The sequence below is a fragment of the Shimia sp. SK013 genome (assembly GCF_001292625.1).
Lineage (GTDB): Bacteria > Pseudomonadota > Alphaproteobacteria > Rhodobacterales > Rhodobacteraceae > Shimia.
In genome coordinates, this window is record NZ_LAJH01000026.1 from 25745 (window position 1) to 39485 (window position 13741).

Below are 13741 nucleotides of genomic sequence, written 5' to 3' on the forward strand. Positions count from 1 at the left end.
TTCTTATTTCCGCATCGTGGAATTTCTATGGGTCATGTCAGGTTCTTCCACAAGACCTTGCCCGCGCCGGACCGGGGCAAGTCGTCGACAAATTCGACAATGCTCGGGCATTTGTAGGCACTCATCTGAGTCCGGCACCAATCAATAACGCCCTGCTCAGTGATCGTGTCGCGCGCTTCTGCCTGGGGGATAATGACGGCTTTTACGCATTCGCCGCGACGGTCGTCTTTGGCAGCAATCACGCAGCATTCGGCGATATCTGGGTGATGCAGCATCAGCATCTCGATCTCGGCGGGCCAGACTTTGAAGCCGGCCGCATTCACCATGCGTTTGACGCGGTCCACCATGAAGAAATAGCCTTCCGCGTCGCGGTAGCCAATGTCACCGGAACGGAAGAACGGTACGCCATCGATTTCGACAAAGGCCTCGGCGGTTTCGTCGGGGCGCCGCCAGTAGCCCAGGAAGTTCTGCGGCGCGTGCATAACGATTTCGCCAACTTCGCCGTGCGGCATTTCGGTATCGCCGCCGATTTCCAGCACACGGCTGTCGACCTCATAAACCGGTTGCCCAAGGCATTGGCGCTTGGGTGCGTGGATTGGATTGACGTGCGTGGCGGCCATAGTTTCAGACAGGCCATAGCCTTCGACGTAATCCAGACCAGTCATCTCTTTGAGTTTGCCGGCGATGGCCTCGGGCATGGCAGCCCCGCCGCCGCCGATCATTTCAAGAGAGGACAGATCGTAGGTCTCGAAGTTCGGATCATTCACCAGATCGATGGCCATTGTCGCAATCGAGCGCCACCGCGCGATTTTGAACCGCGCGATCAGGTCAGCCGCCAATTTGGACGACCAGCGTGGCAGGATCACATTGCGCCCGCCAGTCATAAGCGGGGCGTGCATGCCGTTCATCATGCCTGTGACATGAAAGAAAGGCAGGGCGCCAAGGTGCACGGTGGTTTCCGTGGTCGGGTTCCAAATCACGCCGGCCACCAGCGAAGCCATCACTGTGCGATGCGTGTGAACACAGCCCTTGGGGTTTCCGGTGGTGCCAGAACTGTAGGGGATCACGGCCAGGTCGTCTGAGGTGGTGTCTCGTGGAGCGGGGGAGTGGTCTGCGTCGATGGCGGATTGAAAGCCAACCATGCCCAGTGCTTCGGCCTCGGCCTCGCTCATGGCTGGGGTCATGTTTTTCGGCACAAGGTCAAATCCGGCGAGCCCCATGTCGGTCATACGCGTGCCGATCAGGGTTTGCAGATCGCCACGTGTAAGTGCGGGCAGAATGTTGGCAGACAGTTCCAGCGCACACACCGCGATTTTGGCTCCGGTGTCCTGCACCAGATAGTCGATCTCGGCCTGCTTGTTCATCGGGTTCACCGGCACCACGGCGCCGCCTGCGCGTAGGATGGCGTAGAAGGCGATGATGTATTGTGGACAGTTTTGGGTATAGAGCAGCACGAGGTCGCCCTTGGTCAGGCCAGCGTGTTGCAGATACCCTGCAAGTGCCGAGACCCGCGCCGCGATGTCCGTATAGGTAAAGTCCGCGCCGTTGTAGGTGATGCCAATTCGGTCGCCCCATTTGGCGACGGTTTTGTCCAGATTGACGTCGATAGGTGTGTCCGGGCGCTCAAAGGTCCAGGGCTTATCACTGGGCCAGAAATCGGGAATGCGGGCGTTTGGATGAGGCATAAGGCGTTCCGGTCTTAAGAGTGCTGCGGAGGGTCCGCGATGAGGTAGCCTAACGTCAAGCGGCGTTTCGTCATGCGGAATTTCACCCAAGTGTCGTCGCGTCGTTTTTGGTGACATTGCAGCGAAACGCGTTTCCGCGATGCGGAAGCAGCCGTAGGATACAACCAAATGGACTTGGTGCGTTTGGTGAGTCTAAGCGCACATTCGGGAGGAAATCTGATGTTTGATCTGACAGGCAAAGTTGCCGTTATCACAGGCTCTAGCCGTGGTATTGGTCGCGCGATTGCGGAGATGTACGCTAAAGCCGGCGCAAAAGTTGTGGTGTCGAGCCGAACAGCTGAAGCGTGTGAGCCAGTGGCCGAAGCGATCCGCGCCGATGGCGGCGAGGCGTTGGTTGTTCCCTGCAACGTGAGCCACCGTGCCGAAGTCGAAGGCCTGGTGGAAAAGACGTTGGCAGAATGGGGTCAAATTGACGTTCTGGTCTGCAACGCGGCAATCAATCCGGTCTTTGGCCCGTTGAGCAATCTGGATGACGAAGCCTTTGCCAAGATCATGACGGCCAACGTGCTGTCGCCGTTGCAGCTGTGCAATCTGGTTCTGCCGGGGATGGCGAAACGCGGTGGCGGCAATGTCGTGATCCTGTCGTCGATTTCTGGCATCACAGGCAACGCCGTGATTGGCGCCTACGGGATTTCCAAAGCCGCCGACGCGTCGTTGGCACGCAACTTGGCTGTGGAGTGGGGCCCCAAAGGCATCCGCGTGAACGCGATTGCACCGGGCCTGATCAAAACCGATTTCGCCCGCGCACTTTGGGAAAACCCTGAGTACCTGGCCAAGGTCGAGCAGCAAAATCCGCTGCGCCGCATTGGTCAGCCTGATGACATCGCAGGGACAGCTTTGTTCCTAGCGACTGACGCCAGTGCCTACATCACTGGGCAGACCATCGTTGCAGATGGCGGCGAGACAATTTGCTAAGAAATTTGAGGGAGATACGATATGAGCGATAATCAAGTTGTCAGCGTTGAATATGTGGGCGATGTTGCCCTTATTTGCATCGACAATCCGCCAGTAAACGCGGGCAGCGCCGCCATGCGCCAAGGGCTGCAAAAGGCGGTCGCCGATGTGAACGCAGAAGGCAAAGCCAAGGCAATTGGTCTGTATTGCGCGGGCCGGACCTTTGTGGCCGGAGCAGACATTTCCGAGTTTGGAAAACCGCCGCAGATGCCGATGATGCCTGACCTTTATAACGAGGTCGAAGCCTCTGTTGTGCCGCTGGTCGCCGTCATTCACGGCACCGCTCTGGGTGGTGGTCTGGAATTGGCTGTGTCGTGTCATGCCCGCGTTGCGGTTCCGGCCGCCCGCGTTGGTCTGCCGGAAATCCACTTGGGTCTGTTGCCCGGGGCCGGTGGCACGCAGCGTGTGTCGCGCCTTGCAGGTATTCCCGTGGCGCTTGATCTGTCGCTGTCGGGTCGTCAGATGCCCGCCAAGGAAGCGCTTGAGGCCGGTATTGTTGACCGCATTGAAGATGGCGCGCCTCGCGAGATTGCGCTTGCGGCCGCACAAGAGGTCGCCGCTGGCACATTGCCAACCCGCGTGACCCGCGACATCGAGACGAAGGCAGATGATGCAGCGATTGAAGCGGCCAAAGCGATGGTGGCCAAGAAAGCACCTGGCCTGAATGCGCCGGTGCAGGCAATCAAGGCGGTTGCGGCATCGACCTTGCCGTTTGACAAAGGTCTCGCTGCTGAGCGTGCGGCGTTCATGGCCTGCTTGGGCACCGATGAATCCCGCGGCATGATCCACGCGTTCTTTGGCGAACGTGCGGTCGCGAACATCCCGGAAAAGAAAGAAACCCCCCGTGATGTTCAGTCGTTGGGCGTGATTGGCGGCGGCACCATGGGGTCGGGCATTTCGACCTCTGCGTTGATGGCGGGTCTGCCTGTGACGCTGATTGAAGTCTCGCAAGAGGGTTTGGATCGCGGTGTGGCGACGATCACCGGCAATCTGGCCGGCGCAGTGAAGCGCGGCAAAATGTCGGAAGCTAAGCGTGACGCGGCATTGGCGAACCTGACGGCATCGACTGACATGAACGCGCTAAGCGAAGTGGACCTTGTGATCGAGGCAGTGTTTGAGAAGATGGAGATCAAGAAAGAGATCTTTGGCAAGCTCGACAGCATCTGCAAAGAGCGTGCCATTCTGGCCTCCAACACCAGCTATCTCGACATTAACGAGATTGCCGCGATGACCAACCGTCCGCAGGACGTGTTGGGTCTGCACTTCTTCTCGCCTGCGCATATCATGCGCCTGCTCGAAGTTGTGGTGGGTGAAAAGACTGATCCTGCCGTGGTTGCGACGGGTTTTGCCTTGGCAAAACGCATGAAAAAGGTCGGCGTGCGCGCAGGCGTTTGCGATGGTTTCATTGGCAACCGTATTCTTGGACACTACCTGAAGGTGGCAAGCTATCTGGTGCTTGATGGAGCGCATCCCGATCAGGTGGACAGCGCGCTGGAAGGCTTTGGCTTTGCAATGGGGCCGCACCGCGTGGGCGATCTGGCCGGGCTGGACATTGGCTATATGACACGCAAACGGCTTGAGGCGACACGCCCTGCCGAGGAACGGTATGGTGGTGCGATTGCCGACCGTCTGAGCGAAAATGGCTGGAATGGGCGCAAGACGGCTAAAGGCTATTACGTCTACGAGGGTCGTGAGACGTTGACCAACCCCGATCTGAACGGGATCATTGATGACGTGCGAGCCGAAGCTGGTATCACGCCCAAAACGTTCACGGATGAGGACATCGTGGATCGTTATATGACGGCGATGATTTCCGAGGCGGCGCGGGTTCTGGAAGACGGTATTGCGCTGCGCCCCGTGGATGTCGATGTTGTGTTTTTGATGGGGTACGGCTTCCCGCGTCACCGTGGCGGGCCGCTCTGTTATGCGGATACCATTGGCGCCAAGAAACTTGTCGCGCGCATTGAAGCCTACGCCAAGGAAGACGCGCATTACTGGAAAGTGCCTGCGTTGTTGCAAAAGATGGCAGACGAGGGCGGCAGCTTTGACAAAATGAATAAGGGGAAGTGATCCAATGGACCTGAGTTATTCAGCAGAGGACCTCGCGTTTCGCGATGAGGTCCGCGCCTATCTGGCGGAAAACCTGCCTGAGCGTATCAGCGATGTGGTGCGCTCTGGTGCAGAGTTGACCAAGGAAATTATTGAAGAATGGCATGCCATTTTGAACAAGCGTGGCTGGCTCGCGACGATTTGGCCCAAAGAGTTTGGCGGGCCGGGTTGGAGCCCGGTACAAAAGCATATCTTCGAAGAAGAATGCTGTCGCGCCTATGCGCCGCGTATTGTGCCGTTTGGCCTGAGTATGCTGGGGCCTGTGTTGCAGGTGTTCGGCTCAAAGGAGCAGCAAGATCATTACCTGCCGCGCATTCTGGACGGCACCGACTGGTGGTGTCAGGGCTATTCCGAGCCGGGGGCCGGATCGGACTTGGCGTCGCTCAAGACCCGCGCGGTACGCGATGGTGATGAGTGGGTGATCAACGGTCAGAAGACGTGGACCACATTGGGCCAGTTCGCCGACTGGATTTTCTGCCTGTGCCGCACCGATCCGGACGCCAAGAACCAGGAAGGCATCAGCTTTATCCTTGTGGATATGGCGACGCCGGGTATCGAAGTGCGTCCGATCAAGCTGATCGAAGGTGGATATGAGGTGAACGAGATCTTCTTTACCGACGTGCGGGTGCCGATTGGCAATCTTGTTGGCAAGGAAAACAAAGGCTGGACGATTGCCAAATTTCTGCTGACCCATGAGCGGACCGGTATTGCCGGTGTGGGCTTCTCGATGCAGGCGCTTGAGGAAGTGAAAGCGATTGCGCGCAAGACCATGCGCGGCGGCAAGTCGCTGATCGAAGATCCGTTGTTTGCGGCGCGTGTCGCACAGGCCGAGATCGACCTTGAGGCGATGAAAATCACCAACCTGCGGATGTTGTTCAAAGCACAAGAACAGGGTGCACCAGGACCGGAAACATCGCTTTTGAAGATCAAAGGCACGGTGATCAATCAAGAACTCAAAGACCTCGCACGTCGCGCGTTGGGTCCGGCGGCGGCGCCGTTCCCCGGCCATGTCACCGAGGGCAACCTGATGTTTGGCCCAGCCGATACCGAACACAATGCGGCGCGGTATTTCAACAACCGTAAAACCTCGATTTTCGGTGGGTCTAACGAGATCCAGCGCAATATCGTGACCAAGACCATGCTGGAGCTGTAACGATGGATTTCAATCTGACTGAAGACCGTCAAATGCTGGCGGACACGTTGAACCGGTTCCTTGGCGAGCAGTACCCTGTCGAGCACCGCATCAAGGTGGCATATGACGCACCCTACCATGATCCTGCGAAGTGGGATCAACTGGTAGAGTTGGGTGCGCTTTATGCATTGGCACCCGAAGACGCCGGAGGCATGGGCGGTACGGGATTTGATATTTCCGTGGTGTTCGAAGCGCTTGGGAAGACATTGACGCCGGAACCTGTGCTTGGTGCGCTGATGGCCTCGCGACTTTTGGCGGCGGCAGGCGCGGATCAGGACGCGTTGCTGACTGGGGCAACCAAATACGCCGTGGGCATCACCGAAATCGACGCGCCGTATGAGTTGGACCAGATTGCCACGCAGGCCACGGCCAAGGGCGACGGGTTCACCCTGTCGGGTCGCAAGTCGACCGTTTATGGAGGCCAGATCGCGGATGTGATCCTTATCGCGGCAAAACATGACGGCGGGTTGGGCGTTTTTGCGGTCAATGCGGCGGATGCCAATGTGACCGGCTACGGGATGATGGACGGTGGCGGTGCGGCAGAGATCCTGCTGGATGATGTGTCTGCGACACTGGTGCTGGCCGATGCTGAGGCGGCGCTAAACGACGGGCTGAATGCGGGTATCGTCGCGCTTTGTGCCGAAGCCGTCGGCGCAATGGAAGTCACCCATGCCACGACCGTTGAATACTTCAAACAGCGTAAGCAGTTTGGCGTGCCGATTGGCAAGTTCCAGGTGTTGCAGCACCGCGCGGTGGATATGCTGACCGAGATCGAGCAGGCGCGCTCGATTGTGATCAAGGCGGCGGCCGAATTAGGCGGTGATGAAGCATCCAAATACGCCTCGATGGCCAAAAACCTGATTGGTCGCGCGGCGCGTTTGATTGCCGAAGAAAGCATCCAAATGCACGGCGGTATCGCGATGACCTGGGAGTACTCGGTTAGTCACTATGCAAAACGGTTGATCATGCTGGACGCGCAGTTGGGTGATACCGACTATCACCTGTCTCAAGTTATGAAGGTGAATGCGGCCTAAGGTTTTGCCGTTACGCGAGATGAGGCGGGCGTCTTCTGAAGGGAGGCGCTCGTTCTTGTTCTGCTAGCCAAGGAACAGCTGCACCAATGCCGTGTAATTCAACAAGATGTAGGGCAGGATCGCGAGGTTGGCGAAGATCACGACCGGAACGGACCAAAGCGCGAGGGTGAGCAGTGATCCTTCGAGCATGTAGATCACCGCAAGCGACAGAAAAACACTGATGTACAGGTCGACGCCGATCTGGCGCCCCCAAAGAAATCCGTTGATCGTGCGCACAGACCGAAAGAAGTTCTCGACCTTGGTGGCGTAAAGCGAGAACCCGACAAAAAGCACGAAGATGACGATTAGTGCGATCTTACCCAACGCGTAGCGTTCGGGCAGTGAAAACATCGCCTCACGGCCGCCGTAAATGACTGCGAAGCCACAGAATACACTATAAAATATCCAGAGCCGGTAGCGTAGCCAGAGTTTGAACATGTGAGCCTCCCATTTGCGACAATGGAAGGCTCGCAGGATTGACTAAGCAATCAAGAAAAACGTGGCGGCAAGAAAGTCAGCCCAAAATGCCAGGCCAGTTGGCGAGGCCTTTGACGATGTTGCCGGGGACGTCCTCGCGCCAGAGTTTCTGGGCCTGAAGATTGTAGTTCAGATAAAGCTTGTCTTCATGGATAGTCCAGGCCTCCGGCACGGTGGGCGCGAGGTAGCCTTTTGACGCCGCATAGGCGCAATAGCCACCAAACACGGGGGCGAAAGCTTCGGGGTTTTCAAGGAATTTGGCCGCGTTTTGCGGCGTGGCGAAGTGCCAATTGGCAGAGTTCCATTCAACCACATTTGCACCAGAGCCCTCGACGGGTTTTCCGTCGTTGAAATAGGCCACGGGGTCATAGCCGTTGATGGCAGTCGGGTTCTGAAATACCTCGGGTTCAGCGGCCATGGCGGCTGGGGAAGTCAGGGCATAAGCGACAGGGGTGGCTGCAAAAAGGCCAAGGGCGGCGCGGCGTGTGATCATGTTCGGTCCTCCTATTTCAGAAAGACTATAAGCAACGCTTGCCAGCTGTTGCACCCACTTGACCAGAGTGTGATCGGGGCGTGATCCGTCAACAGATGGGCACCAAGGCCGAGGGCAGATGCGTGACGATGCCCGATGTAATCTTGGCCTCGTTCAAAGTGATATCAAGGAGTGCCAAAAACAGGGACCCGATGAGGACAGCATAGCCATAGCCCCAATAGTCTTGGAAAAGGATGGTGTAAAACCAGTCGGTGCCGAACATGTAAATGGACGCGCTGACTACAAGGGCGATGCTGAGCAATACAAGGGGATATACCAACATTGGCCCTTTGCCATTGCGGACAAACGTTGCTGCAAAGATGGCGGAAAATGCAGCCAAGTTGGTGCCAAGAAAGATTGCCACGTCCCGCAACAGAGCGTTGGTTAGACTGTCGTATTTTCCCTTGATAGCACTTTCCAGTCGCTCGCGGACGGCATCGAACTTGGCGCTCTTTTCTTGCATGTAGGTTTGCAAGCCAGTGGCGATTTTGACTTCGGAATCATCTGCGTCGTCACATGCGCAGAGATTTGCGACTTGCTGGGCGACAAACAAATGTACGCCTTCGGAAAGCCCGGTTGATATCGCATCGCTGCGGGTTTTGAAGCGTTGTGAAAGCTTAGACAGACCTTCGGTGAGCGGCCCGTCGGTCAAATCGGGGAAACGCTCGGCGATGTCTTTTTGAATTTGTGCCTTGGTAAAGCTGAGGGCAGACTTTTTGATCAAGTCGGGCTGGTTGAGCACTAGGACCAGAAGTGCGGCCATAAAAAGCGCACCGAGGGCGGCGAATATTCTGAACTTGAGGATCATTGGTGGCAGTCCCACAGCTTCTATCCCGCATAGGCTGTCAGTGTCGTTCGGAGACTTCAACAAAAAAGGCGGCGCAAATGCACCGCCTTTTGGAATATTTATCAGGGGTTTACAGGACTTCGAAGAGTCCGGCTGCACCCATGCCGCCGCCGACGCACATGGTGCAGACGACGTATTTGGCGCCGCGGCGTTTGCCCTCGATCAGCGCATGACCAACCATGCGGGCTCCGGACATGCCATATGGGTGGCCCACCGAAATCGCGCCGCCATTGACGTTCAGGATCTCGTTAGGAATGCCCAACACACGGGCCGATTGCAGCACCTGACAGGCGAAGGCTTCGTTCAGCTCCCATAGGCCAATGTCGTCCATCTTGAGACCGTGCGCTTCAAGCAATTTTGGCACCGCGTAGATAGGACCAACGCCCATTTCATCTGGTTCCAGACCTGCAGCCATCACGCCAACATAGCGACCGAGAGGTTCAAGCCCCTGTTTTTCGGCCATTTTTGCTTCCATGATCACGGAAGCGGAGGCTCCGTCGGACAGTTGGCTGGCGTTACCGGCGGTTATGAACTGGCCTTCTTTGACCTGCAGGCCGCCTTTGAACACAGGGTTCAGGCCTTGCAGGTTTTCCAGTGTCGTGGAGGCGCGGTTGCCTTCGTCCTTGGCCAGAGTGACCTCCTTGAAGGAGATCTCTTTGGTTTCGCGGTCCATCACGCCCATGGTCGAGGTCAGGGGAACAATTTCGTCGTCAAACTTGCCGGCGTCTTGGGCGGCGGCGGTGCGTTGCTGAGATTGCAGCGCGTAGGCGTCCTGATCTTCGCGGGTCACGCCGTAACGCGCAGCGACGATTTCAGCCGTTTCCAGCATCGACATATAAAGCTCTGGTTTGTGTTCCTTGATCCAAGGGTCACCAGCGCGGTCCATGCGCATTTTTTCGTTTTGGACCAGAGAGATAGACTCAACTCCGCCACCAATGGCAACGTCCATGCCGTCGTGCACAACCTGTTTGGCAGCCGTCGCAATCGCCATCATGCCCGAGGCACACTGGCGGTCTAGCGACATGCCAGCCACGGTCACGGGCAGGCCCGCGCGAATGGCGGCCTGACGGGCGATGTTGCCGCCGGACGCGCCTTGTTGAAGGGCTGCACCGATGACGCAATCCTGCACTTCGTGGCCTTCAAGACCGGCGCGGGAAACGGCGTTTTTAACGGCGTGGCCGATCAGTTCCTGAGGCTGTGTGTTGTTAAAAGCACCGCGGTAAGCTTTGCCAATAGGCGTGCGGGCGGTGGAGACGATAAGGGCGTCGCGCATCTAAATAGTCCTGTTTTTCACGTTCTGTATGACGGTGGTATCACGTCGGTATTGCGTCGGTGGCGATGCGTCCCGTTCGGGACGCAACGTCCTAGCCTGCTTTCTTGAGGGGTTCTTCGGCGTTTTCGAAACGCAGGTTCTTCCACTGGGCGATCAGCGCGGGTTTGTCTTCGCCGCGGATTTCCACGGTGACGTTCCATTGCATCTCGATCACGCCGGGTTGTGGTTCGGCATATTTCGCCAGAGTAAAGCGGCCACGGATTTCGGCGCCGGCGCGAACTGGGGCCACAAAGCGGACTTTGTCAAAGCCGTAGTTCACACCGGTGGATTCGGCTTCGGTACGCGGAACTGCATCAGCGATCATTTGCGAGAGCAGCGACAGCGTCAGGAAGCCGTGTGCGATGGTGCCGCCGAACTGGCTGGCTTTGGCGGCTTCTGGGTCTGTGTGAATATACTGGTTGTCGCCGGTGGCTTTGGCGAAGGCGTCGATCATGGCCTGATCAATTGTGACCCACTTGGACAGACCGTATTCGCAGCCAACACCGTCTTTGAGCTTAAGAATTCTCGAAATCATCTTGTGTCCTCCCAACATGGCTCTCGCCAATAATTTCGCTATGCGGAAACACGTTCCGCGACTTGCGGGCAGGAAACCGGATTCGCAGAGCTGTGTCAACTTGCGGAACGTTATTCCGCTATGCGGAACATCTAACGGAGGATTAAGAAAACAAGGTGATTGGCTTGCGCGCGCCGGTCAGCGTCTATCAAGACGTTGCGTAAGTTGCATTTACGTCACCGCGAACGCTGAGACGCCACGCTCTGTTTGTCATGAGGCGCAAGGCGGACTGTTGTGAGGACGAAAGGATGGCGACGCGCTGCCGATCAACCCGTTGGCACTGCAGAAGAAGCGTGGTCACTCAAGCGATGGAATTGGCGGGGCTTCTGCAGGCGCAGCGGCTGGCAGCGGCGTTTGATGGGCTCGCGTGGCATTCGCCGAAGGCAGCTGGCTGGACCCGCGTCGGGGCACGGGCGCGTCGCAATCGGCGGGTTCTACGACGTTGGTACGCTTGCAGCCCTGCGCTTGCCTGCATAGGGTGCGCGAAAGACCACGATGGCTCACATCCGGAGGATCAGCCCATGCATATGAGTGACGAACGCGAGATTGCCGCCCCGGTGGCAGAGGTTTGGGCGGCGCTGTTGAGCGCGGACACATTGATGGCTTGTGTGCCGGGTGCCAAGGAGGTCACCGGCAATGCCGAGGACGGGTTTGAGGCCACTGTGGTTCAGAAGGTCGGCCCGGTTAAGGCGACGTTCAAAGGCAACGTCGTGCTGTCTAATCTCGTTGACGGTCAGAGCCTGACGCTGACCGGTGAGGGCAAAGGCGGCGCGGCAGGTTTTGCCAAAGGCGGCGCGGACGTGACATTGGCGGCCACCGAGGTTGGCACGTTGTTGTCATACGAAGTTGACGCCAAGGTTGGTGGCAAGCTGGCGCAATTGGGCAGCCGGTTGATTGACGGCTTTGCCAAGAAGATGGCCGATCAGTTTTTCACCAACTTTCAGGAAAGCCTGGAAGGTCCGGCAGAAACCCCAGAGACCGAAGAAGCGCCGCAAGAAGGCGAAAAAAAGGGTCTGCTGAAACGCCTTACCGGCGGCTAATGTGCTTTCGGCGCAGCAGCACACATAAGTCGTAAATCGCCGGCCCCGCCAATAACGAGCGGGGCCGGTTTGTGTTTGGGCGTTGGATGCACAGACACCCCTGCGTTAGGGCACAAAGTCAGCGTTAGGTTTTGCTCTTGGACTCAGATTTCTGCCTGATAGGCTGCGCTGGTGAGAAAGAGGGGGAGCCATGACAGCGATTGTGGACATTCGAGACCTGCGCAAAGTGTATGACGGCGGGTTTGAGGCGCTCAAGGGTATAACTTTGAGCATCCGGGAAGGTGAAATTCTGGCCTTGCTTGGGCCGAATGGCGCAGGGAAAACCACCCTGATCTCAACAATTTGCGGTATAACCAACCCCAGTTCCGGCGAGGTTACCGTGGGTGGTTTTGACGTGGTCGAACAATATCGCGGCGCGCGGTCGTTGATCGGGTTGGTGCCGCAGGAAATGAGCCTTGAGCCGTTCACCAAGGTCAAGGATGCGGTGTCTTATTCGCGGGGTTTGTTTGGTAAGCCGCGCGATGATGCGGCGATTGACAAAATCCTGAAACAGCTGTCGTTGTGGGACAAACGCAATGCGCGCGTTGTCGAACTGTCGGGCGGCATGAAGCGGCGTGTTCTGATTGCCAAGGCTCTGAGCCATGAGCCGAAGGTGTTGTTTCTCGATGAACCAACGGCGGGCGTGGACGTGGAGTTGCGCAAGGATATGTGGGACGTGGTGGCCGAACTTAAGGCGCAGGGCGTGACCATCATTCTGACGACGCACTACATCGAAGAAGCTGAGGCGATTGCGGATCGGGTTGGCGTGATCAACGGCGGACAGTTGTTGCTGGTCGAGGAAAAAGACGCATTGATGCGGCGGTTGGGGCAAAAGACGTTGCAGATCGAATTGCAGGAGCCGACGCAGGCCATTCCGGAAACGCTGGCGGGGTATGATCTTGAGCTGGTCAGTGAAGGGCAGGCGTTGCGCTACACTTATGACACGCGCGGTGAAAGCACAGGCATCACCCGCCTGCTGGGCGATCTGTCGGCTGCGGGTTTGCAGATGCGGGATCTGCTCACGGAGCAATCGAGTTTGGAAGATATTTTTGTCGGTCTGGTCAAGGAGGGTGCGGCATGAACTGGGCAGCAGTTTCAGCTATGTATGTCTCTGAGATGACGCGGTTTTTTCGCACCATCGCGCAGAGTTTCATTTCGCCGGTGATTTCAACGTCGCTGTATTTTGTGGTCTTTGGTGCGGCCATTGGCAGCCGGATTGATCAGGTCGAAGGCGTGAGCTATGGCGCGTTTATCGTTCCGGGTTTGATCATGCTATCGGTGATGACGCAGGCGATTTCGAATGCGTCCTTTGGCATTTATTTCCCGAAGTTTATCGGCACAATTTACGAGCTGCTTTCAGCACCGGTGAACTTTCTGGAGGTGGTTCTGGGCTTTGTCGGGGCCGCGGCCACCAAAGCCCTGTTCATCGGGGTGGTGATTTTGGGCACCGCGTCGCTGTTTGTGGATATACAAATCCAACACCCGTTTGCGATGGTGCTGTTTTTGCTACTGACGTGCCTGAGTTTCGCGCTTTTTGGCTTTATCATCGGTATTTGGGCGCAGAACTTTGAGCAGTTGCAGCTGATCCCTTTGTTGGTGATCACGCCGTTGGTGTTTCTGGGCGGGTCGTTTTATTCGATCTCGATGCTGCCGCCGATCTGGCAGAAAATCACGCTGTTCAATCCGGTGGTCTATCTGATTTCGGGCTTTCGCTGGAGCTTTTTCGGCACGGCGGATGTGCCGGTTGGCCTAAGTTTGCTGGCAATTGCGGGGTTCACCGCCCTGTGCATGGGTGCGATTTGGTGGATCTTTCGCACTGGTTGGCGCATTCGCAGTTGATCGGCAAA

13 protein-coding genes are annotated in these 13741 nt (G+C 57.2%); 7 read left to right on the top strand and 6 right to left on the bottom strand.

Annotation, left to right across the window (positions count from 1 at the left end; all coding sequences use genetic code 11):
* Positions 1-32 precede the first annotated feature (32 nt).
* Positions 33-1685: a long-chain-fatty-acid--CoA ligase gene (locus tag SHIM_RS17700; RefSeq protein ID WP_082358460.1), complete on the bottom strand. Its 1653-nt coding sequence runs from the start codon at positions 1683-1685 to the stop codon at positions 33-35.
* Between the two features lie 219 nt (positions 1686-1904).
* On the opposite strand from SHIM_RS17700, the gene SHIM_RS17705 reads away from it, so the two are divergent.
* The 4 genes from SHIM_RS17705 to SHIM_RS17720 are packed head-to-tail and all read left to right on the top strand — an operon-like array spanning position 1905 to position 7034.
* A complete protein-coding gene (locus SHIM_RS17705) occupies positions 1905-2660 on the top strand; it encodes an SDR family NAD(P)-dependent oxidoreductase (RefSeq protein WP_054004145.1) in 756 nt (251 codons plus the stop codon).
* Positions 2661-2681: 21 nt separating this feature from the next.
* Positions 2682-4769: a 3-hydroxyacyl-CoA dehydrogenase NAD-binding domain-containing protein gene (locus SHIM_RS17710; RefSeq protein WP_054004022.1), complete on the top strand. Its 2088-nt coding sequence runs from the start codon at positions 2682-2684 to the stop codon at positions 4767-4769.
* Positions 4770-4773: 4 nt separating this feature from the next.
* Positions 4774-5961, top strand: a complete 1188-nt coding sequence (locus tag SHIM_RS17715) for an acyl-CoA dehydrogenase family protein (RefSeq protein WP_054004023.1) — start codon at positions 4774-4776, stop codon at positions 5959-5961.
* Between the two features lie 2 nt (positions 5962-5963).
* A complete protein-coding gene (locus SHIM_RS17720) occupies positions 5964-7034 on the top strand; it encodes an acyl-CoA dehydrogenase family protein (RefSeq protein ID WP_054004024.1) in 1071 nt (356 codons plus the stop codon).
* Positions 7035-7097: 63 nt separating this feature from the next.
* Here SHIM_RS17720 and SHIM_RS17725 read toward each other — a convergent pair whose 3' ends face one another.
* From SHIM_RS17725 to SHIM_RS17745, 5 genes are all read right to left on the bottom strand, one after another.
* Positions 7098-7511 carry a hypothetical protein gene (locus SHIM_RS17725; protein WP_054004025.1) on the bottom strand — a complete coding sequence of 138 codons (414 nt, stop codon included), beginning with the start codon at positions 7509-7511 and terminating at the stop codon, positions 7098-7100.
* 76 nt (positions 7512-7587) lie between these two features.
* On the bottom strand, positions 7588-8043 hold the full coding sequence (locus tag SHIM_RS17730) for a YHS domain-containing (seleno)protein (protein ID WP_054004026.1): 456 nt from the start codon (positions 8041-8043) through the stop codon (positions 7588-7590).
* A gap of 88 nt (positions 8044-8131) precedes the next feature.
* Entirely contained in the window at positions 8132-8950 is an 819-nt protein-coding gene (locus SHIM_RS17735; RefSeq protein WP_152926599.1) for a hypothetical protein, read from the bottom strand.
* Between the two features lie 49 nt (positions 8951-8999).
* A complete protein-coding gene (locus tag SHIM_RS17740; RefSeq protein WP_054004028.1) occupies positions 9000-10202 on the bottom strand; it encodes an acetyl-CoA C-acyltransferase in 1203 nt (400 codons plus the stop codon).
* 91 nt (positions 10203-10293) lie between these two features.
* Positions 10294-10776, bottom strand: a complete 483-nt coding sequence (locus SHIM_RS17745) for a MaoC family dehydratase (RefSeq protein WP_054004146.1) — start codon at positions 10774-10776, stop codon at positions 10294-10296.
* 560 nt (positions 10777-11336) lie between these two features.
* Between SHIM_RS17745 and SHIM_RS17750 the strand changes: the two genes are divergently transcribed.
* The 3 genes from SHIM_RS17750 (at position 11337) to SHIM_RS17760 (ending at position 13733) form a co-directional block, all read left to right on the top strand.
* Entirely contained in the window at positions 11337-11855 is a 519-nt protein-coding gene (locus tag SHIM_RS17750; RefSeq protein ID WP_054004147.1) for a CoxG family protein, read from the top strand.
* Positions 11856-12045: 190 nt separating this feature from the next.
* Positions 12046-12975 (top strand): ABC transporter ATP-binding protein, encoded by a 930-nt coding sequence (locus SHIM_RS17755; protein ID WP_054004029.1) that lies wholly within the window; start codon positions 12046-12048, stop codon positions 12973-12975.
* The gene (locus SHIM_RS17760; RefSeq protein WP_054004030.1) at positions 12972-13733 is read left to right on the top strand and encodes an ABC transporter permease; all 762 of its coding nucleotides are present in this window, start codon (positions 12972-12974) and stop codon (positions 13731-13733) included. Before SHIM_RS17755 ends, SHIM_RS17760 begins: the two co-directional genes overlap by 4 nt.
* Positions 13734-13741: the final 8 nt, after the last annotated feature.

Bases quoted from the DNA above. Each gene is read 5' to 3' on its own strand.
- SHIM_RS17730 (WP_054004026.1), bottom strand. From the start codon at position 8,043: ATGATCACACGCCGCGCCGCCCTTGGCCTTTTTGCAGCCACCCCTGTC.
- SHIM_RS17750 (WP_054004147.1), top strand. From the start codon at position 11,337: ATGCATATGAGTGACGAACGCGAGATTGCCGCCCCGGTGGCAGAGGTT.
- SHIM_RS17720 (WP_054004024.1), top strand. From the start codon at position 5,964: ATGGATTTCAATCTGACTGAAGACCGTCAAATGCTGGCGGACACGTTG.
- SHIM_RS17745 (WP_054004146.1), bottom strand. From the start codon at position 10,776: ATGATTTCGAGAATTCTTAAGCTCAAAGACGGTGTTGGCTGCGAATAC.
- SHIM_RS17725 (WP_054004025.1), bottom strand. From the start codon at position 7,511: ATGTTCAAACTCTGGCTACGCTACCGGCTCTGGATATTTTATAGTGTA.
- SHIM_RS17705 (WP_054004145.1), top strand. From the start codon at position 1,905: ATGTTTGATCTGACAGGCAAAGTTGCCGTTATCACAGGCTCTAGCCGT.
- SHIM_RS17715 (WP_054004023.1), top strand. From the start codon at position 4,774: ATGGACCTGAGTTATTCAGCAGAGGACCTCGCGTTTCGCGATGAGGTC.
- SHIM_RS17740 (WP_054004028.1), bottom strand. From the start codon at position 10,202: ATGCGCGACGCCCTTATCGTCTCCACCGCCCGCACGCCTATTGGCAAA.
- SHIM_RS17760 (WP_054004030.1), top strand. From the start codon at position 12,972: ATGAACTGGGCAGCAGTTTCAGCTATGTATGTCTCTGAGATGACGCGG.
- SHIM_RS17700 (WP_082358460.1), bottom strand. From the start codon at position 1,685: ATGCCTCATCCAAACGCCCGCATTCCCGATTTCTGGCCCAGTGATAAG.
- SHIM_RS17710 (WP_054004022.1), top strand. From the start codon at position 2,682: ATGAGCGATAATCAAGTTGTCAGCGTTGAATATGTGGGCGATGTTGCC.
- SHIM_RS17755 (WP_054004029.1), top strand. From the start codon at position 12,046: ATGACAGCGATTGTGGACATTCGAGACCTGCGCAAAGTGTATGACGGC.